Below are 22,651 nucleotides of genomic sequence, written 5' to 3'. Positions count from 1 at the left end.
CTGTTAATGACACAACACAACCACACAAAAAGAAAATGGCAGACATTACAGACACAACTCCCCTTTCAACGGCAGGACATTCGCCTGATGGCGACATCAAGTGGGTACGTAACGCCTCTGACGTTTCACGTCTGGTCAACGACGGTTCTCAGGGTCGGGCCAACGCCCGCATCGTAGTCGGTATCGCGCTGGGCGGTATTTTCCTCGATGCGTACGACCTTGGCGCGCTGGCGTTCGGCATCAAAGACATCACCCGCGAATTTAATCTCACCCCCGCCGGTACCGGCATGGTGGCCTCGGCCATTACCTTTGGTGCGATTGTCGGGGCGCTACTGGGTGGCTATCTCACGGACAAGATCGGACGCTACCGCGTCTTTATGGCCGATATGCTGTTCTTCGTGGTAGCGGCCATCGCCTGTGCACTGGCACCCAACGAATATGCGCTGGCGGGCGCACGCTTTGTGATGGGCCTCGGCGTGGGGATCGATCTGCCGGTGGCGATGGCGTTTCTTAGCGAGTTCGCCAGGCTCAAAGGCCCCGGAAACAAGGCCTCCAGCGTGGCAATGTGGTGCCCAACCTGGTATGCCGCAATCAGCATCTCTTACCTGTTGGTGTTATTCTTCTACGCCGTACTGCCAGAAAGTCACAGCGACTGGCTGTGGCGCTTAATCCTGGGGTTTGGCGCGGTGCCAGCGCTGGTGATTATCGCCATTCGTAGCCGCTACATGAGCGAGTCCCCGGTCTGGGCGGCGAATCAGGGCAACCTGAAAGAGGCGGCCGCTATCTTGCGGCAATCGTATAACATCAACGCCCACGTGCCGCAGGATGCGCTTAACCAACCGGCACCGGTGGTCAACAAGGCGAAGTGGGCAAACTATCTGAACCTGTTCCGTGGCGTCTATTTGCGACGTACCACGCTCGCTACCCTGCTCTCGGTGGTGTCGTCTTTCGCCTATAACGCCGTCGCATTTGGTCTGCCGGTCATTATCTCCAGCTTCTTTGTGCAGTCGATGCTGACCACTATTCTGATCTCGCTGGTGCTAAACCTGCTGTTTGCCTTCGTCGGCGGATTGCTGGCAGTGCGCTATGTTCCGCGCTTCGGCGCGTGGCGGATGTCACTGGCGGGCTACGCCTGTCAGCTTGTTGCTCTGCTGGGGCTGGCGCTGATTGGTCGTCCGGAAGGCGTATCGGAAGGCATTATCGCCGTCGCGATGCTGGCGCTGTTCCTGTTCGGTCAGGGATTTGGGCCCGGCGCCCATACCATGACGTTTGCGTCCCTGAGCTATCCCACCTCTCTGCGCGGCGTGGGCGTGGGCCTTAACCAGACGCTGATGCGCAGCAGTTCTACGCTCTCGCTGTTTCTGTTCCCGCTGCTGGTGGCCTCTCTTGATACCGCCGTGTTCTGGGTGATCGCCCTGGCACCGTTTATCGGGCTGGCTTCGCTACTGGCGATCCGCTGGGAACCGTCCGGCTATGATGTGGATGCAGAGGATTATCGATAACCTTCTCAACCGGCTCCTTGAGCCGGTTTTTTTATCCATAAGCGACTCATATGACAGCCTTCATTTCTGCCAGGGCATACTGAAACGTCTCCCGATGATGAGCAGATGGATGCAGCATGTTAGCAGCTCAGGTCACTGATAATTCTTACAAAGGCTGGCAGGCATCGCTCGCCCTGCAGTTTTGTTACACCCCTGAGAAAACCCTCCTGCACGCTGCTCATCACATCGGGCCCCTCACCGTACAGCGACCTTTTTATCCCGAAGGCGACACCTGCCACCTGTATTTACTGCACCCGCCAGGCGGGATAGTCGGCGGCGATACGCTGGATATTTCGGTGCATCTGGACGCGAAAAGCCATGCGCTGATCACCATGCCCGGCGCGAGCAAGTTCTATCGCAGCAGCGGTCCGCAGGCCTGTCTCAATCAGCACTTCTGGCTCGACGATGAGGCTACGCTGGAGTGGCTGCCGCAGGACACCATTATCTTTCCCGGTGCGAATGCCGCCCTGCGTTCCGTTTTTCATCTGAAGGCTTCCAGTACGCTGCTGGCGTGGGAATTGTACTGTCTGGGTCGCCCGGTGATCGGCGAAACCTTCAGCCACGGCACGCTGGAAAGCCGCCTTGAGATCTGGGTCGACGATGAGCCACGGCTGATTGAACGTCAGCACCTCAGCAATGGCGATCTCACGCCCGTTGCAGGTCTCCCGTGGGTCGGCACGCTGCTGTTCTTTCCGGCCAGGGAAGCGCACCTCGAAACGGTGCGCGAGCTGCTGACGCCGCTGAGCCACTTTGCCGGGGCAACGCTCACAGACGATCTGCTGTCGGTGCGTTTTCTCTCCCACGACAACCTGATTTGCCAGCGGGTGATGCGCGATATCTGGCAGTCGCTTCGCCCGCTTTTAACCCCCAAAACCGCCTGTTCGCCGCGTATCTGGCAGACATAAGAGAAACGTTATGGAACTGACCCCCAGAGAAAAAGACAAGCTGTTGCTGTTTACCGCTGCGCTGGTTGCCGAACGCCGCCTTGCGCGCGGGGTAAAACTGAATTACCCGGAATCAGTCGCGCTGATCAGCGCGTTTATTATGGAAGGCGCCCGCGATGGCGAAACCGTCGCCTCACTGATGGAAGCGGGCCGTCACGTCCTGACGCGCGACCAGGTGATGGAAGGCGTACCGGAGATGATCCCCGACATTCAGGTGGAAGCGACGTTCCCGGACGGATCAAAGCTCGTCACCGTCCATAACCCGATCGTATAAGGAGCGCGTGATGATCCCAGGCGAATACCAGATCCAATCCGGAAACATTACGATCAACGTTGGGCGAGACACGCAAAACGTGATCGTCGAAAACCATGGCGACAGACCGATCCAGGTGGGATCGCACTACCACTTTTATGAGATTAACCCGGCGCTGAAATTCGACCGGGAAGCCACCAAAGGCTATCGGCTGAATATTCCGGCAGGCACCGCCGTGCGTTTCGAACCCGGACAGAAGCGCGAGGTGACGCTGGTTCAGGTCAGCGGCGCGCAGCGTATTTTCGGCTTTCGCGGCGAGGTGATGGGAGAGGTGAAAAATGGCTGAAATTTCACGTCAGGCCTACGCCGATATGTTCGGCCCCACCACTGGCGATAAAGTGCGTCTGGCCGACAGCGAGCTGTGGATAGAAGTGGAAAACGATCTCACGGTCTACGGCGAAGAGGTCAAATTCGGTGGCGGGAAGGTGATCCGCGACGGTATGGGCCAGGGGCAGATGACATCCGACGGCTGCGTGGATCTGGTGCTGACCAACGCGCTGATTATCGATCACTGGGGGATCGTTAAAGCCGATATTGGCGTAAAAAACGGGCGGATCTTTGCCGTGGGTAAAGCCGGCAACCCGGATATACAGCCCGGGGTCACGATCCCAATTGGCGCAGCGACAGAAGTGATCGCCGCCGAAGGGAAAATTGTCACCGCCGGCGGGATCGACACGCACATCCACTGGATCTGCCCGCAGCAGGCGGAAGAGGCGCTGGTCTCTGGCGTCACCACCATGATTGGCGGGGGCACGGGCCCTGCGGCAGGCACCAACGCCACGACCTGTACGCCGGGGCCCTGGTATATCGCACGAATGTTGCAGGCGGCCGATACACTACCGGTGAATATCGGCCTGCTTGGCAAAGGTAATGGTTCCAACCCTGATGCCCTGCGCGAGCAGATCGCAGCGGGTGCCATCGGGCTGAAGATCCACGAAGACTGGGGCGCGACGCCTGCCGCCATCAACTGCTCACTGGCGGTGGCGGAGGAGATGGATATTCAGGTGGCGCTGCACAGCGACACGCTGAACGAATCCGGGTTTGTTGAGGACACGCTGACGGCTATCGGCGGGCGGACCATTCACACCTTCCATACGGAAGGGGCGGGCGGCGGACATGCACCGGATATTATTACTGCCTGCGCGCACCCGAATATTCTGCCCTCCTCCACTAACCCGACGCTGCCCTACACGGTGAATACCATCGACGAGCATCTCGACATGCTGATGGTGTGTCACCACCTCGATCCGGATATCGCCGAGGACGTGGCCTTTGCTGAATCACGCATTCGCCGGGAGACCATCGCTGCGGAAGATGTCCTTCACGATATCGGCGCCTTCTCGCTGACCTCGTCCGACTCCCAGGCAATGGGTCGCGTCGGCGAAGTGATTATTCGTACCTGGCAGGTGGCGCACCGTATGAAGGTTCAGCGCGGCGCACTGCCGGAAGAGACCGGGAACAACGATAACTTCCGCGTGAAACGCTATATCGCCAAATACACCATTAACCCGGCGCTGACCCACGGGATTGCTCATGAAGTGGGCTCGATTGAGGCCGGGAAACTGGCGGATTTAGTGGTCTGGTCCCCCGCGTTCTTTGGCGTCAAACCCGCCACCATTGTGAAAGGCGGGATGATCGCCTGCGCGCCGATGGGGGATATCAACGCCTCTATCCCAACGCCGCAACCGGTCCATTACCGTCCGATGTTTGGCTCGCTGGGTGCCGCACGCCATGCGACGCGGCTGACGTTTGTCTCACAGGCTGCCGATGCGAAGGGCATTTCGCACCAGCTCAGCCTGCAGAGCGGCATAGCCGTTGTAAAAGGCTGCCGCACGGTGAAAAAGGCCGACATGATCCACAACAGCCTGCAGCCCAACATCACCGTTGATGCACAAACTTACGAGGTTCGCGTTGATGGCGAGCTCATTACCAGCGAGCCGGCAGACGTTCTGCCGATGGCCCAACGCTATTTCCTGTTTTAAGGAGTGACAATGATCTACCTGACCCAACGCCTTGACCATGCCCATCCGATAACCGCCAGCGTCACGCTGCCGATTGATGTCCGGGTGAAAAGCCGCGCCCGCGTGGCGCTGAATGACGGTCGCGAAGCCGGGCTGATGCTGCCGCGCGGCCTGCTGCTGCGCGGGGGAGATCTGCTGACCACTGACGACGGCAGCGAGGTGATCGAGGTGATCGCCGCGCCGGAATCGGTCTCCGTGGTGCGCTGCGACGATCCATTCCTGCTCGCCCGCGCCTGCTACCACCTCGGCAACCGCCACGTGCCGCTGCAGATCATGCCCGGCGAGCTGCGCTATCACCACGATCATGTGCTCGATGACATGCTGCGCCAGTTCGGACTCGAGGTGACATTTGCCACCCTCCCGTTTGAACCGGAAGCAGGGGCGTATACCAGCGATGCCCACAGCCATAGTCACTCTCACGCTCATTCACATTAAGGATTCATCATGCGTACGTTTTTACCTCTGTTACTGCTGGCCTTTTCTCTTCCTGCCCTGGCGCATCCCGGACACGGCACAGACAGCTTTCAGGCCGGTTTTTTCCATCCGCTGACGGGTCTTGATCATCTGCTGATGCTAACCGGTGCGGGCGTACTTTCGGCCCTGAGCGGGCGCAAGCTACTGCTGCCTCTCGCCACTCTCGGCATGATGCTGGCCGGGGCCGTTGCAGGCAGCCTGCTTGGCGGCTTTAGCGGCATGGAAATGCTGATTATCGCCTCGCTGGCGGTCTGCGGCGCGATGATGTTTAAAACCGAAAATCGCCTGCTGTTGGCCGTGCCGGCGCTGGCAATGTTCCACGGCTGGGCGCACGGGGTAGAGATGTCTGGCCACAACTTCTGGCTCTTCACCAGCGGCTTTATGTTTGCAAGTGCCACGGTGCTGTGCGCCAGCTTCGCCGCCGGGTTACTGCTGCGCCGTCACGACGGGTTGCGTAAAACCTTTGGTGGCGGGCTGATTGTCTCTGCGCTGCTGGCGCTGATGAGCTGATGGAGCACGTCCGCCAGCGGCTGCGCCTGATGCAGCTCTCCAGCAGCAGCCTTCCGGTCGGGTCATTCACCTGGTCGCAGGGGCTGGAGTGGGCCGTTGAAGCAGGCTGGGTCCCCGATGCTGAGGCGTTCAAAAACTGGCAGATCCTGCAGATGGAGCAGAGCTTTTTCTGTGTCGATCTGCCGCTGTTTTCCCGACTTTATCAGGCGTGCGAGCAAAACGATTTGGCGACGGCAACACGCTGGACGGCCTACCTTCTCGCCTGCCGGGAAACGCGTGAACTGCGTGAAGAGGAACGCAACCGCGGGGCGGCCTTTACGCGCCTGCTCAAAAGCTGGGAGCCAGACTGTCCGGCAGAGTGGCAGACGCTGTTTATGCAAAGCCAGCTCAGCGGCATGGCGTGGCTCGGAGTACGCTGGGGCATTAGCGCCCATGAGCTGGCCCTGAGCCTGGGCTACAGCTGGATTGAGAGCGCGGTCATGGCGGGCGTCAAGCTGGTGCCGTTCGGGCAACAGGCGGCGCAGCAGCTGATTATCGACCTGAGCGACCACTTTGCCGCCGGGCTTGAACCGGCATTTTTGCGTGGCGACGACGCGCTGGGTGCGGCAACGCCGCTGTCGGCCATCGCCTCTGCGCGCCACGAAACACAATATTCACGATTATTCCGTTCCTGAGGAGACAACATGGCTGATTACAAACATCCCCTGCGCGTGGGCGTGGGCGGCCCGGTGGGGTCGGGCAAAACCGCGTTACTGGAAGCACTCTGCAAAGCAATGCGCGACACCTATCACCTGGCAGTGGTGACCAACGATATCTACACCAAAGAGGACCAGCGCATTCTCACCGAAGCGGGCGCCCTTGAGCCAGAGCGCATCGTGGGCGTGGAGACGGGCGGCTGCCCGCATACCGCAATCCGGGAAGATGCCTCAATGAACCTGGCGGCAGTGGAAGCGTTAAGCGAAAAGTTCGGCAATCTGGATCTGATCTTCGTTGAAAGCGGCGGTGACAACCTGAGCGCCACCTTCAGCCCGGAGCTGGCTGACCTGACGATCTATGTGATTGACGTCGCTGAAGGGGAGAAGATCCCGCGTAAGGGCGGCCCAGGGATTACCAAATCCGATTTTCTGGTGATCAACAAAACCGACCTGGCACCCTATGTGGGGGCCTCACTGGAGGTGATGGAGCGTGACACCCACCGCATGCGCGGCGAGCGCCCGTGGACCTTCACCAATCTGAAGGCGGGCGACGGACTGGCAACGATCGTGACATTTCTGGAAGAGAAAGGGATGTTGCGGGTGTAACCGTATAAATCCCCTCTCCCTGGCGGGAGAGGGTCAGACATTACGCCTCCGGCAACTCCGCCAGCGGCCAGCGTGGACGTACAGAGACGCTCAGATCGGCGGTCGCGCCAGCGTTCAGACGTACCATACCCGCGTAGGCGATCATCGCCCCGTTATCGGTACAGAATTCCGGACGGGCATAAAATACTTCCCCACCACGCTTTTGCATCATCTGCGCGAGTTTTGCACGCAACGTGCGGTTGGCGCTGACGCCCCCGGCCATCACCAGACGCTTAAAGCCGGTCTTTTCCAGTGCGCGTTTGCATTTGATCATCAGGGTATCGACCACCGCGTCTTCGAACGCACGGGCGATATCAGCACGGGTCTGCTCGCTATCGTCGTTATTGCGAATGGTATTGGCCGCGAAGGTTTTCAGACCGGAAAAGCTGAAATCCAGCCCTGGACGGTCAGTCATCGGACGCGGGAAGACGAAACGCCCTTCCGTGCCCTGCGATGCCATTTTCGAGAGCATCGGACCGCCAGGATAATCCAGGCCCAGCAGTTTGGCCGTTTTGTCGAAGGCCTCACCGGCTGCGTCGTCAATGGACTCGCCGAGCAGCTCATACTTGCCAATCCCCGTTACGCTAATCAGCTGGGTATGGCCACCTGAAACCAGCAGCGCCACAAAAGGAAACGCAGGCGGATTATCTTCCAGCATCGGCGCCAGAAGATGCCCTTCCATATGGTGAACCGGAATGGCCGGCACATCCCACGCGAATGCCAGCGAACGGCCCACCGTTGCGCCGACCAGCAGCGCACCCACCAGGCCTGGGCCTGCGGTATACGCTACAGCATCAATATCAGTAGAGCTCAACCCGGCTTCTTTCAGCGCCGCCTGAATCAGGGGAACCGTTTTACGCACGTGGTCACGAGAAGCCAGTTCAGGCACGACGCCGCCGTAGTCAGCGTGTAATTTCACCTGACTATACAGTTGGTTGGCAAGAAGCCCTTTTTCGTCGTCGTAAATGGCGATGCCGGTCTCATCGCAGGATGTTTCAATACCCAGTACACGCATGACTTGTTTTACCTCGTTTCAATACCGCGCAGTGTAGGGCCAATGCGGATTGATGTAAAACTTTGTTCGCCCCAGGAAGAAGCCTCGTGTATACTCCTCACCCTTATTAAAGTCCCTTTCAAAAACGCGTCGGTGCTTTACAAAGCAGCAGCATTTGCAGTAAAATTCCGCACCATTTTGAAATAAGCTGGCGTTGATGCCAGCGGCAAACCGAATTTATCAAAGGTGAGAGTTACATGCCGGTAATTAAAGTACGTGAAAACGAGCCGTTCGACGTTGCACTGCGTCGCTTCAAACGTTCATGCGAGAAAGCAGGTGTTCTGGCTGAAGTTCGTCGTCGTGAGTTCTATGAAAAACCAACGACCGAACGTAAGCGCGCTAAAGCTTCTGCTGTGAAACGTCACGCGAAGAAACTGGCTCGCGAAAACGCACGCCGTACTCGTCTGTACTAATCAATTGAGGGCCTCAGCCCTCAATGACAGACAGAGTTGTAGTCGTAAGGCCGTGCTTCCGGAAGGAATGCGCGGCTTGTTTTCGTTTATGAGTTACTAAAAATTTTGGGGCATATGGCCGGACGAATCCCACGCGTATTCATCAATGACCTGCTAGCCAGAACCGACATCGTCGATCTCATCGACGCGCGGGTAAAGCTGAAAAAGCAGGGCAAGAACTACCATGCGTGCTGTCCTTTCCATAACGAAAAAACCCCCTCCTTCACCGTAAACGGTGAAAAGCAGTTTTACCATTGCTTCGGCTGTGGTGCTCACGGTAATGCTGTCGATTTTTTAATGAACTACGACAAGCTCGAGTTCGTTGAAACCGTCGAAGAACTGGCGGCGATGCACAACCTTGAAGTGCCGTATGAAGCAGGCAGTGGACCAAGCCAGATCGAGCGCCATCAACGGCAAACGCTGTACCAACTGATGGATGGTCTGAACTCGTTTTATCAACAGTCTCTTAAGCACGCTGCTGCTGAGCCTGCGCGTCAGTACCTGACAGCGCGCGGACTGAGTGACGATGTGATTGCGCGTTTCGCTATTGGTTACGCCCCGCCCGGCTGGGACAACGTGTTAAAGCGTTTTGGCGGCAATAGCGAAGATCGTAAGTCTCTTATCGATGCCGGCATGCTGGTCACCAATGACCAGGGACGAAGCTACGACCGCTTCCGCGAACGGGTGATGTTCCCGATCCGCGACAAGCGTGGCCGGGTGATTGGTTTTGGTGGTCGCGTGCTGGGTGATGCCCTGCCGAAGTACCTCAACTCCCCGGAGACCGATATTTTTCATAAAGGCCGCCAGCTTTACGGTCTTTATGAGGCGCTGAAGGATAACGCGGAACCTCCGCGCCTTCTGGTCGTCGAAGGCTATATGGATGTCGTTGCGCTGGCGCAGTACGACATCAACTATGCGGTTGCATCTCTGGGCACCTCGACCACAGCCGATCACATTCAGCTGCTGTACAGGGTGACTAACAATGTCATCTGCTGTTACGACGGTGACCGTGCAGGGCGCGACGCCGCCTGGCGTGCGCTGGAAACCGCACTGCCTTATATGACCGACGGGCGTCAGTTACGCTTTATGTTCCTGCCCGACGGTGAAGACCCGGATACGCTGGTGCGTAAAGAGGGCAAAGCGGCGTTTGAAGCGCGGATGGAGCAGGCTCAGCCGCTCTCCACGTTTTTGTTTAACAGCCTGATGCCGCAGGTCGATTTGAGTACCCCTGACGGGCGCGCGCAGCTCAGCACGCTGGCGCTGCCGTTAATCAGTCAGGTGCCCGGCGAAACGCTGCGCATCTATCTGCGTCAGGAGCTAGGCAACAAGCTCGGCATTCTGGATGACAGTCAGCTTGAACGTTTAATGCCTAAACAGTCTGAAAACGGTGCGGTTCGTCCCGCGCCTCAGCTAAAACGCACAACCATGCGTATACTGATAGGGTTACTGGTTCAAAACCCCGAACTTGCTCCGCAAGTGCCATCACTGGCGGGTTTGAACCACGAAAAATTGCCCGGGCTTGGCTTATTTTCAGAATTGGTCAACACTTGTTTGTCTCAGCCAGGTCTGACCACCGGACAACTTTTAGAACATTATCGCGGCACAAAAGAGGCTGCTACCCTTGAAAAATTGTCGATGTGGGACGATATAGCAGATAAGGACATTGCAGAAAAAACGTTCACCGACTCACTCAACCATATGTTTGATTCGATGCTTGAGCTGCGCCAGGAAGAGTTGATAGCTCGCGAGCGCACACACGGCTTAAGCAGCGAAGAACGCCGGGAACTCTGGATGCTGAACCAGGAGCTGGCAAAAAAATGAATTCAACGGCTTAAGTGCCGAATATCGATCGGGAAGCCCCCGGCAGCCGCACTGAGAGGCAGCGGCACAAATATAAGTACGCCCTCGCTTTAAAGGTTGGCAGCCCCATCGCCGACACCAATCAAACGAATTAAGTGTGGATACCGTCTTATGGAGCAAAACCCGCAGTCACAGCTGAAACTTCTTGTCCAACGCGGTAAGGAGCAAGGCTATCTGACCTATGCCGAGGTCAATGACCATCTGCCGGAAGATATCGTCGATTCAGATCAAATCGAAGACATCATCCAAATGATCAATGACATGGGTATTCAGGTGATGGAAGAAGCACCTGATGCCGATGATCTGTTGCTGGCTGAAACCTCCAACAACACTGACGAAGATGCGGAAGAAGCTGCTGCACAGGTCCTGTCCAGCGTGGAATCTGAAATCGGGCGTACCACTGACCCGGTCCGCATGTACATGCGCGAAATGGGTACCGTTGAACTGTTGACCCGCGAAGGCGAAATTGACATCGCGAAACGCATCGAAGACGGGATCAACCAGGTTCAGTGCTCTGTTGCCGAATACCCGGAAGCGATCACCTATCTGCTGGAGCAGTACGATCGTGTTGAAGCGGAAGAAGCGCGCCTGTCTGACCTGATCACCGGTTTTGTCGACCCGAACGCTGAAGAAGATATGGCACCGACCGCCACTCACGTGGGTTCTGAACTGTCTCAGGAAGAGATGGATGATGACGAAGACGAAGATGAGGAAGATGCCGACGACGATACCGCCGATGATGACAACAGCATCGACCCGGAACTGGCGCGCGAGAAGTTTGCCGAGCTGCGTACCCAGTACGAAGTCACGCGTGACACCATCAAAGCAAAAGGTCGCAGCCACGCAGCCGCACAGGAAGAGATCCTGAAACTGTCTGAAGTCTTCAAACAGTTCCGTCTGGTGCCTAAACAGTTCGACTACCTGGTTAACAGCATGCGCGTGATGATGGATCGCGTACGTACCCAGGAACGCATCATCATGAAACTGTGCGTTGAGCAGTGCAAAATGCCGAAGAAGAACTTCATCACCCTCTTCACCGGCAACGAAACCAGCGAAACCTGGTTCAATGCGGCTATCGCGATGAACAAGCCGTGGTCTGAAAAACTGCATGACGTGAAAGAAGACGTGTTCCGCGGCCTGCAGAAACTGCATCAGATTGAAGAAGAGACCGGCCTGACCATTGAGCAGGTTAAAGACATCAACCGTCGTATGTCCATCGGTGAAGCGAAAGCCCGCCGTGCGAAGAAAGAGATGGTTGAAGCGAACCTGCGTCTGGTTATCTCTATCGCCAAGAAGTACACCAACCGTGGCCTGCAGTTCCTGGATCTGATTCAGGAAGGCAACATCGGTCTGATGAAAGCGGTTGATAAGTTTGAATACCGTCGTGGTTATAAGTTCTCCACCTATGCTACCTGGTGGATCCGTCAGGCTATCACCCGCTCTATCGCGGATCAGGCGCGCACCATCCGTATTCCGGTGCATATGATTGAGACCATCAACAAGCTCAACCGTATCTCCCGCCAGATGCTGCAGGAGATGGGCCGCGAGCCAACGCCAGAAGAGCTGGCTGAGCGCATGCTGATGCCGGAAGACAAGATCCGTAAAGTGCTGAAGATCGCCAAAGAGCCAATCTCCATGGAAACACCAATCGGTGATGATGAAGATTCGCATCTGGGTGATTTCATCGAGGATACCACCCTCGAGCTGCCGCTGGACTCTGCGACGACCGAGAGCCTGCGTGCTGCAACACACGACGTTCTGGCTGGCCTGACCGCCCGTGAAGCAAAAGTGCTGCGTATGCGTTTCGGTATCGATATGAACACCGACCATACTCTGGAAGAAGTGGGTAAACAGTTCGACGTTACCCGCGAACGTATCCGTCAGATCGAAGCGAAGGCGCTGCGTAAACTGCGCCATCCAAGCCGCTCTGAAGTACTGCGTAGCTTCCTGGACGATTAATCGATCCTGTCAGTGAAAAAGCTCCCTTTGGGGAGCTTTTTTTTTGCATTTTCTCCGCCCCTCAGGGACAAGGAAACACCGCCCTACAGCCCACGCACAACCAGGGCCTCATCCAGTTCCCGATACGCCTCCACCAGCTTATCCAGCGTTGCCCTGTTAAGCCCGCTCGGGTTCGGCAGCACCCACACCTGCGTGACGCCAATGGTGATGGCCTGTTTGCCCCACTGCGCACCGCGCTGACTGAACGCCTGTTCGTAAGCCTGCTTGCCCAGGATGGCCAGCGCTGCCGGCTGATAATCTTCAATCTTCTTAATCAGCTCCCGCCCACCGCTGCGCAGTTCATGCAGGTTCACCTCACTCGCCTGTACCGTGGGCCGCTCGACCAGCATGGTTATCCCGCAGCGCGTATCCAGCAGGTGCTGCTCCTCTTCAGGCTTTAGTAGCCTGTCGGTAAACCCGGCCTGATAGATAACCTTCCAGAAGCGATTCCCCGGATGGGCAAAGTGAAAACCGGTGTGCGCCGAGGACTTCCCCGGGTTAATCCCGCAAAACACCACCCGCAAGCCCGGGGCCAGAATATCGTTGATCATCTCTACTCCCATTGATACATCCTTATGGAAGTATAAAGGATTGATTATGCATTGTTTATAAAAACAGCAGGCAGGTGTGAATGGCTGGATTGCTGAAGGGAGTTCCTCTATAATTCACCGCCACGGCCCCTTAGCTCAGTGGTTAGAGCAGGCGACTCATAATCGCTTGGTCGCTGGTTCAAGTCCAGCAGGGGCCACCAAATTTAGCTGTATAATCAAATGATTAAGCCACTCGATTGAGTGGCTTTTTTATTGGTTTTTTTGAGCCGGTGGCGCAGTCGCTAACCATGGGTCTGCGAAGCCGTTCGGACACGCTCAGCGGCGCCAGGTGTCGCAATCAGACGCTCCACGGACTCCATCGTCACGAACGTACAGCTGCAGTCCACATTGGTGCACTGGTGATAGCGCTCTTTGGTATTTTCACTTAAATAGCGACTGGTACGCGCATGCGCGGAATGCTTGCACTTAGGACAATGAAACATGTACCCCTCCACGTAATTCACAATTTGTGAATTATAATACCCGAAAAGAACTCAATAGCAAATACATTACTCATTTTCGATAGAAAATTTTTCATCGGCGACGTTCAGCTCAAGCTTAAGTTGCGTGGTAAATCCACTCTCGCTGAGAGTATGAACCACCTCGTTGATAATCCACGCCTGCTCGTCAATGACCCGTTTAAAGCCGTTGACCAGCACCGGCGTTTCGGGATACAGATCGGCGCGTCCCAGCGCCAGCTGGATAGAAAAATTCACGGTACCCCGCTGAAGCGCGCGCCACTTCGCCTCTGCAGCCCTGAGCGCCTGCTCTTGAGAGGCATAAACCGTGGTGAGCTCAAAAACGTTTTCCGCCGATCCCACCAGCCTCTCTTGCGGCTTCTCTGCCTTGCCTCCTGCTCCCGCTACCGGTGTAGCGGCATCCGGGTGCTGTAGTCCTTCTGTCGGCTGCCCCCCGGGCTGACGAGCAATACTCAATTGAGTATTTTGTTGTTTTGGGTCACGCGTTTGCAGCCATTTGGCCGTCACGCCGGAATAATTTTCACGGTCAGCGACGGAAAAAAGGTGCCGATCGCCATCTCCACGCTCAATCATCATTAAGGGAAGCGGTGTGCCACTGGCCGTCACGGCATGGCCCGCTTTCATAAAAATAACCTTCCCGGCTTTGATTGAAACAAATGCACCATTACGTTCGGCCAGGCGGGAGAGAAACGCCGCGTCAGTCTCCTGAGACTGATCGATATGAGAAATGGCGATGGATGCAAGTCCCGCCCCGACGCTGGCGGTAAACCGGTTACGCTGAGCAATGGTGTTGACTATCGCGCCGATCGTCGTGTCATGCCACGACTGTTCGCGCCGCACGTTGAGCTTCCCACGAAAATCGGCGCTGCATCCTCGGATGGTCAGCGTGTCCGGCGTGCCCCGGAATTCAATCGCATCTATCGTAAAGTCCCCTTTCGGCTGGAGCGGTGTTCCTTCCCATCCCAGCCATAAGGACAGTCTTGCCCCCCGGGCAGGCAGGTCTAACAACCCGTCGGAATCATCCAGTAGAATATCCAGCTGATCGGCTTCCAGCCCACGTTTGTCGGTCATGGTCAAACTGATAAGACGATGGCTGAAATTTTGCGTGATATCGCGCTCGTCAAGCTTAAGCATAAAATCAGGGGCGATTTTCCCACCTGCCCGGATATTCATTTCGGTGATCATCCCACCAGCCCTCCAATGCTATTACGTGCGCTTTCCACCAGCTCTGAGGCCTGCGTTCTCAGGTCGCCAAACGTCGTCATCAGCGATTCATCCACGCGTTTCAGTACCAGGGTAAAATCAATTTTCCGGGCAGTGCCATCGCTGTAAAAATCCGAATGCGTATGCGTGACTTTCTCAATGATAAACATGCCGTGAATGATGCCGGTACCGTCTATCAACGGCCATGCCCGCCCTTCATTCGCCATCAGCTCAACCGCCTTGAGAGAAAGCCGCCCTCCCGTGAGCTCCGGGTAAAGTAATCCGGAAAGGTTAAAGGATGTCTCACCTTCGCCAAGGTACTGCCAGGCTTTGGGTTTCCCGATGCGTTCGTTGGATGCCCAGCGGTAGTCTTTTGTAAATACCATTGACTGATACGGTAAGGTTCGTCGTTCAAAGACAAACAGACCCAGCACCATTAACATTTTCTCTCTCCTTAACCATACATAAAGCTGGATTGCTGCCGTCTCGCTTTTTCCTGCTCACTGCTCTCTATAGCCTCCCGGATTTGACGAGTCAGATCCGTTCCGGAGGCTGCGCTCCCCTGCAGCGTGAAGTTGTATTCACTTTTACTCTGATCGATGTAAGAACGTCCTCCCGCTGCTGCCATCGGCTGGTATCCCATGAAGCCGCTGTAAACAGGTGACGCCGGGTCCCAGGCACTGCCGGCGTCAGCAGAGGAGGTGCCTTCTTTCGGTACAGCCGAGTCGATATTGCCCGACTCTCTTTTTATGACGCCGAGTTTCTCCAGCAGCCAGCTGGCCTTGCCGCGCAGGCTGTTAAAGAGATTTAGCGGCGCCATTAGCGCATCTCCCAGCGCCTGACCGAACGCCACGCCGACATTTTTGCAGCTGTCGAGCGTTTCCTGCGTCGCCTTAATCGGCGCAATCAGATCGATGAACCACTGCCAGATCCCGCCCAGTTTTTCTGAAATGAAACCAAAGGCCTGTAACAGCGGAGAGAACAGCTCGCCCAGCGGCGCGAAGGCCGCAGAAAGCCCCTCAATCACCCCGCCAAAGAAGGCGCTAATGGGCTCCCAGTATTTAAGAATCAGTAAAGCGCCGGCGGCAATTGCCGCTCCGAGAGCAATAACGGGCCAGCTCAGGGCGCCCAGCACCGTCATGATGCTCCCCCCCACTACGCTGAATACCGTGCCCAGCATCCCGGCAGCGGTTATCACCAGATTCAGGCCTGACACAATGGGGGCGACCACCATACCTAGCGTGCCCAGGACACCGGCAAAGGCTTGTGCGCCCATAACCACGCTGACCAGGGCTTGCGTCAGTGCAGGGTTAGCGTTGACCCAGAGAGAGAGCGTACTAAGCCATCCGGTCGCGGTTGAGATCAGCGTGCGTAGGGCACCATCGGCCTTATCAAAGACATCAATCTTCAGGCCGTTTAATGCAGCCTGGAACTTGCTGATATCACCCTCGAGGTTATCGCCCTGAACCGAGGCTGTCAGCGCGGTGCTCCCCCTCGCGCCCTGGAGTGTCTGGCGCTTGTTATCCAGCGTTCCATTCCCAGCCGCTGAAACCAGTACGCCTGCGCCTTGCATCGCATCCGTACCGAAAATGGCCTTCAGGTATTCAGTTTGTTGAGCCGCACCGATTTTGCTGTTTTCGAATGAGGCAGAGATCGCCTTGAGGATATTCTCTGTCGGCAGTGGATTACCCTCGCCATCCCGGGTTTGCACCTTCAGTTCATTCAGCGCTGCAGAACGCTGCCCATCCGGCGTCTGCAGGCGGCTCAACATGGCGCTAACCTCTGCGCCGGCATCTGCCCCTTTCATCCCCTTTTCCATCAGAATACCAAGCAGCGCGGTGGTCTCCTCAAGGCTGGCGCCGGCTTCTCCGGCGGCAGGTGCGGCGGATGCAACGGCGGTACTCAGTTCGGTGAGACTGGTATTTGACGCAGTGAAACCGCGGGTAAGGACATCTGCAACGCGTTCAACATCCGTATTCGCCAGGTTAAACGAGGCCTGCGTGCTGCGGATGATGTCGACCGCTTTGGCGGCATCAATATTCCCAGCGAGGCTGAGGTTGACCGTCGGCACAGTGGCGGCCACCACCCCGTCGGCGTCATAGCCTGATCGGGCCAGCTCGCCCTGCGCCCGGGTGACAACATCTGTAGAGGTTCCTGTACTGACGCTGACATCCCGTGCCTGCTGGCGAATGGCCTCCAGCCTGGTATCCCCCTTCTGCAGACCCAGGCTTGCCTGTATGGCAGACATCTGCTTTTCAAAACGGATTCCCGGGGCAATAAAGCGGGACGTCTGATTAAAGCCCGCCTTTGCCATTCCTGCGCTCACATTAGCAAACTGCTGCACACCCGCGGCAACACGTTTGCCAGACTCGTAGCGGTTCTGAACGGTATTAAGCCGCTCCTGTTGCTGATTGACCCTGGCAAGCGCCTCTTTATGTCGATTTAGTTGTAGCGTTTTTTCGCTGATACCCTGTCTTAAACGACGCTCATCTGACGACAGCGTGCGCGTATTAATCCCTGCCTGCGCCAGCTCACCGCGCTGGCGCTGCACCGACTGGCGTAAATTGTTGTACTCAAGCTTAAGCGCGGCGGCAGATTGGCGGGCTGCCGCCAGCGCATCCGCCTGGTCACGGGTTGGGTTCTGGGTGTTTTTGAGCTGGAGCGCCAGTGCCGCGGTCTGCTGTTTCGCCCGGGCAAGAGACTGCCCCGTCACGGCGAGCTGTTCGTTGGCTTTTCTGAAGCCGTTAATGCGGCCCGCCTGTTCATCAAGCGCGCGCAACGCCGCCTCAGAATCGCGGATACTGGCCGCGAGAGAGAGACTGGCGTTCTGGATAGCGTTAAGCGGTCGGCTTGCCCGGTCGACTGCCTTAAGCAACTCCTGAAGTCTGACATTATTACTCATGGTAGTTTCCGCTTCGCTGCAGCGCCTTTTCGCGCCATATAAGGAGTTCGGTCATGCTCAGCGAGTACAGCTCTGACGGCGGCCAGTGAAAGATCACCGCGATATCCGCCATCAGATCATCGACCGACAGGTTTTCGGGAAATGTTAGCGAGCCGAAGCCGGTGACAAAAAACCGATCACCTTGCCCGCAAAAGAGAGCAGATCGGAAGCATCCAGACGCGCAATCTCATGCTCGGTCAGGGCCGGAGAGGTCATTCGCGGCAGCACTTTAATCAGCGCATCGACGTCAGATTGTGCCAGCGACGCCAGCGATACCCCACGCAGGGTCCCCGCGTTGGGTTTTGCGACGGTCACCTTTTCGATTTTTTGCTCGCCGCGCAGAACGGGGGTATCGAGCGTAATGGTGTTCGGGTTTTCGCTTTCGTTAATGACGGTCTCGTTGATATTTTCCATTTCGTTACTCTTCAGAAAGTTAACTTACCGGCCGGCAGTCCCGGCCGGTTAAAGGTTTACAGGCCAATCGCCTTACGGTGTTCCGCCAGACGATCGACGCCGTCGACTTTCAGCACCATGTTGATGATGTCAATTTCGATGATCTCTTTGCCATCGATGGTCAGTTGGTAGTAAGCGCACTCGGTGGACATCTTGGTGGTGCCGCTCTCGCCCTGCTTGTTTTCACCACCATCAAACTCTTTATGACGGCCTCGCATGACGATTTCGACGGCGGAGATTTCGCCCGTGTCGTCACGCTGGAAGGAGCCGGTAAAGCGCAGAGGCACGCTGTCCGCGCCCGGAGAGGCATACTGTGCCCACAGCGCGACGTCCGGCAGACCGCCAATGGTCCACTCAAGCGCCAGGGCATCATCGTCCAGGCCGAGGTCGACAGAGACCGAGCCCGGCATACCGCCGCCGCGATACTTCTCCAGTTTGCGGGTGAGCTTCGGTAAGGTGACAGACTCAACAACGCCCATATAACTCAGGCCATCGTTGAACATGTTCAGATATTTAAGTTTGCGTGGTAACGCCATGCTTCAGCTCCTTAGCTGTTAACCGAATCGGACAGATCTGCCAGATAGGTATCGGTGATGCGCTGGCGCAGGGTCAGGTTCTCCAGCGGCGGGACAGGGGTGTAGTCGTAATCGATGTACAATTTCCCTGCTTTCAGGGTCGATGCATCATTTGATTCCGGGTCATACCAGCAAGTGCCATCAACGATATAGCCGTTGGTTTTCAGCTCACGGAATTTGGCATTGATACCGGAAACGATGTCGCGGATGAGCGTTGGCGTAATGGGTTTATCCATTGCCCATGCGTGTGCTTCGGCCATGGTATCGGCCAACACCTGCGCGGTACGGGTGTAGTTTTCAAAGACGAAGAGCGGATCGTCTGAACAGGTACGGTTGCCCCAGAATTTGAAGCCGTCGTTACGAATAAGCGTGGTGACGCCGGCCTGGTTAAGCAGGTTCGCATCGGTCGCTTGTTCCTGCAGATCCCAGGACACGGAGGCGCTTACACCTGTGACACCGTTAACGCCGATGTTGGACAGGGTTTTGTGCCAGCCAATCGTCTGGTCGATTTTGGCGCGCAGGCCGAGAGCACGTGCAGTGGCCCAGGCGTGGGTCGTCGTGTTGGTGGTGGTATCCCACGCCAGAAAATCAGGGTGAATTACCATCAACTCGCGCTGACTGAAGTTTTTGCGGTAATCGATAGCGGCTGAAATGGTTTTACAACCCCATGCACTGACATAGCCAAACGCGCGCAGGCTCTGGCACATGGCGGCCAGCGCGGTCGCCACTTCCTGCGAATCCAGCCCCGGAACACCGAGAATACGTGGCTTAACGCCAGTGACCGTTTTCGCGGTAAGGAGCGCTTTCAGACCGGTATATTTACCGTTTTCATCGGTTGTACCGATGATATTAGAGATAGTCTCTTTCTGTGCTTCCTCAGCGGTATCAGCGGTGCCTTCAGCGACACGCACGACAACAACAACCGGTTTACACTGATCGGCAATCGCCTGCAGGGAAGCGGACAACGTCCCCATTTTCCCGGCTTTCGCAATCGCGGTTTGCACGTTGGTAATGAGCACAGGCTCGTTTAAAGGAAATGTCTTGTCGTCCGCATCGCTGGCCGTACAGACCATGCCGATGATTGCCGTCGAGACGGTAGAAATGGTGCGGGTGCCATCGTTGATTTCGATGACTTCCACGCCGTGATGATAGTCGCCCATCCGTTTAACTCCTTCGTTTAGTGGTGAGGCTATTGTCTGTGGAGCGCACGATTGATGCGACGTATTGGGGTTGGAGAAAGGATTACACAACAAACGAAAAACCCTCCGGATGGAGGGTTTGGGGTCAGGCAGGGCGTTCTGGCCATTCAATATCCGGGGCGGTGGTAACATCAACCCGATTTAGCATTACCCGGTACCGCTTCCAGCGTAACAACGCGGCAGCTTCTTCCTCGGTAGCAATGCCTAGCTCGGAGGCATCCTCAAGCGGAGTGATAATGTCATTTGCCGCTTGCATTAAGGATGTTTTTTGAGAATGCGCCAGAGCAACACGATCTTCATGCGTGGGTGCTGGCGGTTCCGCAAGCACGGGATAGCCGTTCTTATCTGAGACAATCACTTTTCCCTCGGTTTGCCCGGCCATAAGCGAATCATAATCTTCATCGATCACTTTTACATAATCATCTGGCCAGGTGCCGGCGGAACGATAGTCTGCCTCAAGAGTATCGTTATAAAAAGCCCGGGTAATGGGACAATAAACATAACTCATATTAATAGCCTCTCGCCTCGAAATAAACTTTAACCTCACCACTGCCAGCAACATAGGTAAAACCTGATTTATCAGGGTTTTGAACATAAATATTCTGATCGTGGAATCCATTGGTATAAAGCAGTGTTAACTGCACACTCAAACAAGCATTAGGAAATGCCGTAGGGAAAGCGATACGTGTTGAATCCGCACTCCGTGTTGCCACACCCCATTGCTTCATAATTCCTGTCGAGTTATCTTTCTCCCAACCACTCGCCGCCTTGCTGGCTGTATTTTTAAGATTGTACCGCGCATCGCTTTCGGCTTTTGTATAGGCAGAAGTTTTTGCCATATAACCGGCATCACTTTGTCCCTTGGTGTAATAACGGGAGTCGAAATTAGTAAAACTCCCTGGAATAATCTGTCCTGGTGCAATAAAATTACCGCTAGTATCCCATTTATAATTAACGTCCTGACCTCCACTCCCTTTCATATGTAAATGCCATGAAAGAACGCTACTGCTTACCAGGGAGCCCATTGAAAATGCCCAAGAGTTTACCCCCTGAATGGTTGCCTGTTGTTTTAAAACTGGGTGATATTCGCTTGTCCCGGCTGTACTGTATAAATTGAAAAATGGCGCTTTAGTATTATATTGCTCGACCCATGCATAATTTCCGCTATAACCCGCCGTAATTTCTTTTCCAGCATAAATCGTATTATTAACAGATAGCGGCGAAGCGGAATTTAGCGCACCGGTTTCAAGGCTCACCCACAAAGGGCGCAGCGAATTATAGCCACCAAATTTATCACCTTTGTTCGTTAGCATGAGATATAGGTTTGCGCCATCATTGCGCCAAAAGGTGCCATAGTCACCGTAAGCAATACGCATACCATTTGCATTCAAGGAGGTGATTTCGAGTCGTGCACGTAACCCGTTTGCAGTACTGAGATTGATTTCCTCCTGACCGTCTGTCGAACCAGTTGCAAGACGCCAATTTCCCTGTTGTACCGTCTCATGCCAGATAGTATCACCTTCCCCACCACGCATTTTTCGTAGGTAGTTTTTTTCACCGCGCATGCCATTACTCAGTCCAGATTGCAGATAAACTCCTTGCTTTACGCCATCAAGATTGAGCGTACCGCTCATGCTGTCACCAAATTTACTTACGCGTTCGCTGGCATTACGATTTGCGGCTACAGCGTTATCATTAGCTGTTTTGACGGCTTTCGGAGTGGCGGCGAGCGCCTCAGATGCGCTGTCGGCTGCGCTACTAAGCTGAACGATGCCCTTTTGTGTCGTAGTAGCATCCAGAGCGGTGTATTTCCCTTTAGCAAGATCATAAGCAGTCTTCACCGCTTTCGGCGTCGCGGCCAGCGTCTCAGATACATTGTCAATGGCGCTGCTGAGCTGGACGATACCTTTTTGTGCCGTGCTGGCATCCTGAGCCGTATATTTCCCTTTGGCCAGGTCATAGGTGGCCTTTACCGCTTTAGGCGTTGCGGCCAGCACCTCAGACACGCTGTCGATCGCACTACTGAGCTGGACGATACCCTTTTGTGCCGTGCTGGCATCCTGAGCAGTATATTTCCCTTTAGCCAGGTCATACGCGACCTTCACCGCTTTTGGCGTCGCGGCAACGACTTCAGAGACACTGTCGATCGCACTACTGAGCTGAGTAAAACCTTTTGCCGTCAGAGAAGCATCAGGATGGCGTCGGGACTGCTCGTGCTCGGCAAGTTTGTCGTCGACGTAATCCTGCGTCGCCATCACCGTTGAGGTGTCAATCGTCAACTCGACGGAGGCGATATCACTCACCATGATGACCATACGCACAGTCTGCGCACGTCCAGATCCTTCAGCGAGTGCAGGTTTGTAACTTTCAGCCATATTGCCGACAGCAATCAGCGTCCCGGTATCATCATAGAGCCCCATTTCACGCATCCAGAACCCGCCGATCTCAGGAGGGATCAGCAGCTCCGCCACGACATAATTTTTATTCTTTTTGTCCTGGCTGATTTTGTTCAGCGCATGACGCCAGACCTCATTGATGAGTTTCGTCTGGCTGGCATTTGGCGTCGGGAGTTGCCCGCCGCCATCACCCACCGCCATCGCCGTAAAATTCACTTTCTTCCCGTTCGGGACGGTTGCGGCAGCCAGTTTTTCGGCGCCGGCTTTGGTGATAACCGTTTTATACTTCACTGTCATTGTGCTCTCAC

At 55.7% G+C, this 22,651-nt stretch carries 24 protein-coding genes and 1 tRNA gene; 13 read left to right on the top strand and 12 right to left on the bottom strand.

Annotated elements, in window-relative coordinates; genetic code table 11:
• Positions 1-35: 35 nt before the first annotated feature.
• The 9 genes from BH714_RS20575 (at position 36) to ureG (ending at position 7,104) form a co-directional block, all read left to right on the top strand.
• A complete protein-coding gene (locus BH714_RS20575) occupies positions 36-1,502 on the top strand; it encodes an MFS transporter (protein ID WP_040018814.1) in 1,467 nt (488 codons plus the stop codon).
• Between the two features lie 116 nt (positions 1,503-1,618).
• Positions 1,619-2,446, top strand: coding sequence for an urease accessory protein UreD (locus BH714_RS20570; RefSeq protein WP_014171660.1), 828 nt, complete (start codon positions 1,619-1,621; stop codon positions 2,444-2,446).
• 10 nt (positions 2,447-2,456) lie between these two features.
• Positions 2,457-2,759, top strand: coding sequence for an urease subunit gamma (locus BH714_RS20565; protein ID WP_003862556.1), 303 nt, complete (start codon positions 2,457-2,459; stop codon positions 2,757-2,759).
• Between the two features lie 10 nt (positions 2,760-2,769).
• Positions 2,770-3,084, top strand: coding sequence for an urease subunit beta (locus tag BH714_RS20560; protein WP_040018813.1), 315 nt, complete (start codon positions 2,770-2,772; stop codon positions 3,082-3,084).
• Positions 3,077-4,780 carry an urease subunit alpha gene (gene ureC / locus BH714_RS20555; RefSeq protein WP_040018812.1) on the top strand — a complete coding sequence of 568 codons (1,704 nt, stop codon included), beginning with the start codon at positions 3,077-3,079 and terminating at the stop codon, positions 4,778-4,780. The genes BH714_RS20560 and ureC overlap by 8 nt, the downstream gene beginning before the upstream one ends.
• Positions 4,781-4,789: 9 nt before the next feature.
• Positions 4,790-5,254: an urease accessory protein UreE gene (ureE, locus tag BH714_RS20550; RefSeq protein ID WP_020883622.1), complete on the top strand. Its 465-nt coding sequence runs from the start codon at positions 4,790-4,792 to the stop codon at positions 5,252-5,254.
• 9 nt (positions 5,255-5,263) lie between these two features.
• Complete coding sequence (locus BH714_RS20545; protein ID WP_020883621.1) at positions 5,264-5,803, top strand: HupE/UreJ family protein; 540 nt, start codon at positions 5,264-5,266, stop codon at positions 5,801-5,803.
• A complete protein-coding gene (locus BH714_RS20540) occupies positions 5,803-6,477 on the top strand; it encodes an urease accessory protein UreF (protein WP_032680262.1) in 675 nt (224 codons plus the stop codon). Before BH714_RS20545 ends, BH714_RS20540 begins: the two co-directional genes overlap by 1 nt.
• Before the next feature lie 9 nt (positions 6,478-6,486).
• Positions 6,487-7,104, top strand: a complete 618-nt coding sequence (gene ureG / locus BH714_RS20535) for an urease accessory protein UreG (RefSeq protein ID WP_020883619.1) — start codon at positions 6,487-6,489, stop codon at positions 7,102-7,104.
• Positions 7,105-7,144: 40 nt separating this feature from the next.
• Here ureG and tsaD read toward each other — a convergent pair whose 3' ends face one another.
• Complete coding sequence (tsaD, locus tag BH714_RS20530; RefSeq protein WP_020883618.1) at positions 7,145-8,158, bottom strand: tRNA (adenosine(37)-N6)-threonylcarbamoyltransferase complex transferase subunit TsaD; 1,014 nt, start codon at positions 8,156-8,158, stop codon at positions 7,145-7,147.
• 236 nt (positions 8,159-8,394) lie between these two features.
• Between tsaD and rpsU the strand changes: the two genes are divergently transcribed.
• The 3 genes from rpsU to rpoD all read left to right on the top strand — a co-directional run bounded on the left by rpsU (position 8,395) and on the right by rpoD (position 12,468).
• Positions 8,395-8,610 (top strand): 30S ribosomal protein S21, encoded by a 216-nt coding sequence (gene rpsU, locus BH714_RS20525; protein WP_001144069.1) that lies wholly within the window; start codon positions 8,395-8,397, stop codon positions 8,608-8,610.
• Between the two features lie 114 nt (positions 8,611-8,724).
• The gene (dnaG, locus tag BH714_RS20520; protein ID WP_025202985.1) at positions 8,725-10,470 is read left to right on the top strand and encodes a DNA primase; all 1,746 of its coding nucleotides are present in this window, start codon (positions 8,725-8,727) and stop codon (positions 10,468-10,470) included.
• A 150-nt stretch (positions 10,471-10,620) separates the two neighbouring features.
• A complete protein-coding gene (rpoD, locus tag BH714_RS20515) occupies positions 10,621-12,468 on the top strand; it encodes an RNA polymerase sigma factor RpoD (RefSeq protein ID WP_020883616.1) in 1,848 nt (615 codons plus the stop codon).
• A gap of 83 nt (positions 12,469-12,551) precedes the next feature.
• Here rpoD and mug read toward each other — a convergent pair whose 3' ends face one another.
• Positions 12,552-13,058, bottom strand: coding sequence for a G/U mismatch-specific DNA glycosylase (mug, locus tag BH714_RS20510; RefSeq protein ID WP_025202984.1), 507 nt, complete (start codon positions 13,056-13,058; stop codon positions 12,552-12,554).
• A gap of 124 nt (positions 13,059-13,182) precedes the next feature.
• On the opposite strand from mug, the gene BH714_RS20505 reads away from it, so the two are divergent.
• Positions 13,183-13,258 (top strand) — tRNA-Ile (locus BH714_RS20505).
• Positions 13,259-13,339: 81 nt separating this feature from the next.
• Here BH714_RS20505 and BH714_RS20500 read toward each other — a convergent pair.
• From BH714_RS20500 to BH714_RS20455, 10 genes are all read right to left on the bottom strand, one after another.
• Positions 13,340-13,540, bottom strand: a complete 201-nt coding sequence (locus BH714_RS20500; protein ID WP_025202983.1) for an ogr/Delta-like zinc finger family protein — start codon at positions 13,538-13,540, stop codon at positions 13,340-13,342.
• A gap of 66 nt (positions 13,541-13,606) precedes the next feature.
• Entirely contained in the window at positions 13,607-14,761 is a 1,155-nt protein-coding gene (locus BH714_RS20495) for a phage late control D family protein (RefSeq protein WP_040018809.1), read from the bottom strand.
• Complete coding sequence (locus BH714_RS20490; RefSeq protein ID WP_014171677.1) at positions 14,758-15,222, bottom strand: phage tail protein; 465 nt, start codon at positions 15,220-15,222, stop codon at positions 14,758-14,760. Before BH714_RS20490 ends, BH714_RS20495 begins: the two co-directional genes overlap by 4 nt.
• A gap of 11 nt (positions 15,223-15,233) precedes the next feature.
• Positions 15,234-17,681 carry a phage tail tape measure protein gene (locus tag BH714_RS20485; protein WP_040018808.1) on the bottom strand — a complete coding sequence of 816 codons (2,448 nt, stop codon included), beginning with the start codon at positions 17,679-17,681 and terminating at the stop codon, positions 15,234-15,236.
• Positions 17,674-17,793, bottom strand: coding sequence for a GpE family phage tail protein (locus BH714_RS20480; protein ID WP_014171679.1), 120 nt, complete (start codon positions 17,791-17,793; stop codon positions 17,674-17,676). The genes BH714_RS20485 and BH714_RS20480 overlap by 8 nt, the downstream gene beginning before the upstream one ends.
• Before the next feature lie 32 nt (positions 17,794-17,825).
• A complete protein-coding gene (locus tag BH714_RS20475) occupies positions 17,826-18,134 on the bottom strand; it encodes a phage tail assembly protein (protein ID WP_014171680.1) in 309 nt (102 codons plus the stop codon).
• Positions 18,135-18,190: 56 nt separating this feature from the next.
• Positions 18,191-18,709: a phage major tail tube protein gene (locus BH714_RS20470; RefSeq protein ID WP_014171681.1), complete on the bottom strand. Its 519-nt coding sequence runs from the start codon at positions 18,707-18,709 to the stop codon at positions 18,191-18,193.
• An 11-nt stretch (positions 18,710-18,720) separates the two neighbouring features.
• Complete coding sequence (locus BH714_RS20465) at positions 18,721-19,908, bottom strand: phage tail sheath protein (protein ID WP_025202978.1); 1,188 nt, start codon at positions 19,906-19,908, stop codon at positions 18,721-18,723.
• A 124-nt stretch (positions 19,909-20,032) separates the two neighbouring features.
• Entirely contained in the window at positions 20,033-20,455 is a 423-nt protein-coding gene (locus BH714_RS20460) for a tail fiber assembly protein (RefSeq protein WP_040018806.1), read from the bottom strand.
• A gap of 1 nt (position 20,456) precedes the next feature.
• Positions 20,457-22,640, bottom strand: coding sequence for a tail fiber protein (locus tag BH714_RS20455; RefSeq protein ID WP_040018804.1), 2,184 nt, complete (start codon positions 22,638-22,640; stop codon positions 20,457-20,459).
• Between the last annotated feature and the right edge of the window lie 11 nt (positions 22,641-22,651).

Source organism: Enterobacter ludwigii, assembly GCF_001750725.1.
Lineage (GTDB): Bacteria > Pseudomonadota > Gammaproteobacteria > Enterobacterales > Enterobacteriaceae > Enterobacter > Enterobacter ludwigii.
This window is presented reverse-complemented; position numbering and strand designations above follow the sequence as displayed.

Excerpts from the sequence above, each read along its gene's own strand:
- BH714_RS20575 (WP_040018814.1), top strand. The coding sequence starts at position 36 with ATGGCAGACATTACAGACACAACTCCCCTTTCAACGGCAGGACATTCG.
- BH714_RS20570 (WP_014171660.1), top strand. The coding sequence starts at position 1,619 with ATGTTAGCAGCTCAGGTCACTGATAATTCTTACAAAGGCTGGCAGGCA.
- BH714_RS20565 (WP_003862556.1), top strand. The coding sequence starts at position 2,457 with ATGGAACTGACCCCCAGAGAAAAAGACAAGCTGTTGCTGTTTACCGCT.
- BH714_RS20560 (WP_040018813.1), top strand. The coding sequence starts at position 2,770 with ATGATCCCAGGCGAATACCAGATCCAATCCGGAAACATTACGATCAAC.
- ureC (WP_040018812.1), top strand. The coding sequence starts at position 3,077 with ATGGCTGAAATTTCACGTCAGGCCTACGCCGATATGTTCGGCCCCACC.
- ureE (WP_020883622.1), top strand. The coding sequence starts at position 4,790 with ATGATCTACCTGACCCAACGCCTTGACCATGCCCATCCGATAACCGCC.
- BH714_RS20545 (WP_020883621.1), top strand. The coding sequence starts at position 5,264 with ATGCGTACGTTTTTACCTCTGTTACTGCTGGCCTTTTCTCTTCCTGCC.
- BH714_RS20540 (WP_032680262.1), top strand. The coding sequence starts at position 5,803 with ATGGAGCACGTCCGCCAGCGGCTGCGCCTGATGCAGCTCTCCAGCAGC.
- ureG (WP_020883619.1), top strand. The coding sequence starts at position 6,487 with ATGGCTGATTACAAACATCCCCTGCGCGTGGGCGTGGGCGGCCCGGTG.
- tsaD (WP_020883618.1), bottom strand. The coding sequence starts at position 8,158 with ATGCGTGTACTGGGTATTGAAACATCCTGCGATGAGACCGGCATCGCC.
- rpsU (WP_001144069.1), top strand. The coding sequence starts at position 8,395 with ATGCCGGTAATTAAAGTACGTGAAAACGAGCCGTTCGACGTTGCACTG.
- dnaG (WP_025202985.1), top strand. The coding sequence starts at position 8,725 with ATGGCCGGACGAATCCCACGCGTATTCATCAATGACCTGCTAGCCAGA.
- rpoD (WP_020883616.1), top strand. The coding sequence starts at position 10,621 with ATGGAGCAAAACCCGCAGTCACAGCTGAAACTTCTTGTCCAACGCGGT.
- mug (WP_025202984.1), bottom strand. The coding sequence starts at position 13,058 with ATGATCAACGATATTCTGGCCCCGGGCTTGCGGGTGGTGTTTTGCGGG.
- BH714_RS20500 (WP_025202983.1), bottom strand. The coding sequence starts at position 13,540 with ATGTTTCATTGTCCTAAGTGCAAGCATTCCGCGCATGCGCGTACCAGT.
- BH714_RS20495 (WP_040018809.1), bottom strand. The coding sequence starts at position 14,761 with ATGATCACCGAAATGAATATCCGGGCAGGTGGGAAAATCGCCCCTGAT.
- BH714_RS20490 (WP_014171677.1), bottom strand. The coding sequence starts at position 15,222 with ATGTTAATGGTGCTGGGTCTGTTTGTCTTTGAACGACGAACCTTACCG.
- BH714_RS20485 (WP_040018808.1), bottom strand. The coding sequence starts at position 17,681 with ATGAGTAATAATGTCAGACTTCAGGAGTTGCTTAAGGCAGTCGACCGG.
- BH714_RS20480 (WP_014171679.1), bottom strand. The coding sequence starts at position 17,793 with ATGGCGGATATCGCGGTGATCTTTCACTGGCCGCCGTCAGAGCTGTAC.
- BH714_RS20475 (WP_014171680.1), bottom strand. The coding sequence starts at position 18,134 with ATGGAAAATATCAACGAGACCGTCATTAACGAAAGCGAAAACCCGAAC.
- BH714_RS20470 (WP_014171681.1), bottom strand. The coding sequence starts at position 18,709 with ATGGCGTTACCACGCAAACTTAAATATCTGAACATGTTCAACGATGGC.
- BH714_RS20465 (WP_025202978.1), bottom strand. The coding sequence starts at position 19,908 with ATGGGCGACTATCATCACGGCGTGGAAGTCATCGAAATCAACGATGGC.
- BH714_RS20460 (WP_040018806.1), bottom strand. The coding sequence starts at position 20,455 with ATGAGTTATGTTTATTGTCCCATTACCCGGGCTTTTTATAACGATACT.
- BH714_RS20455 (WP_040018804.1), bottom strand. The coding sequence starts at position 22,640 with ATGACAGTGAAGTATAAAACGGTTATCACCAAAGCCGGCGCCGAAAAA.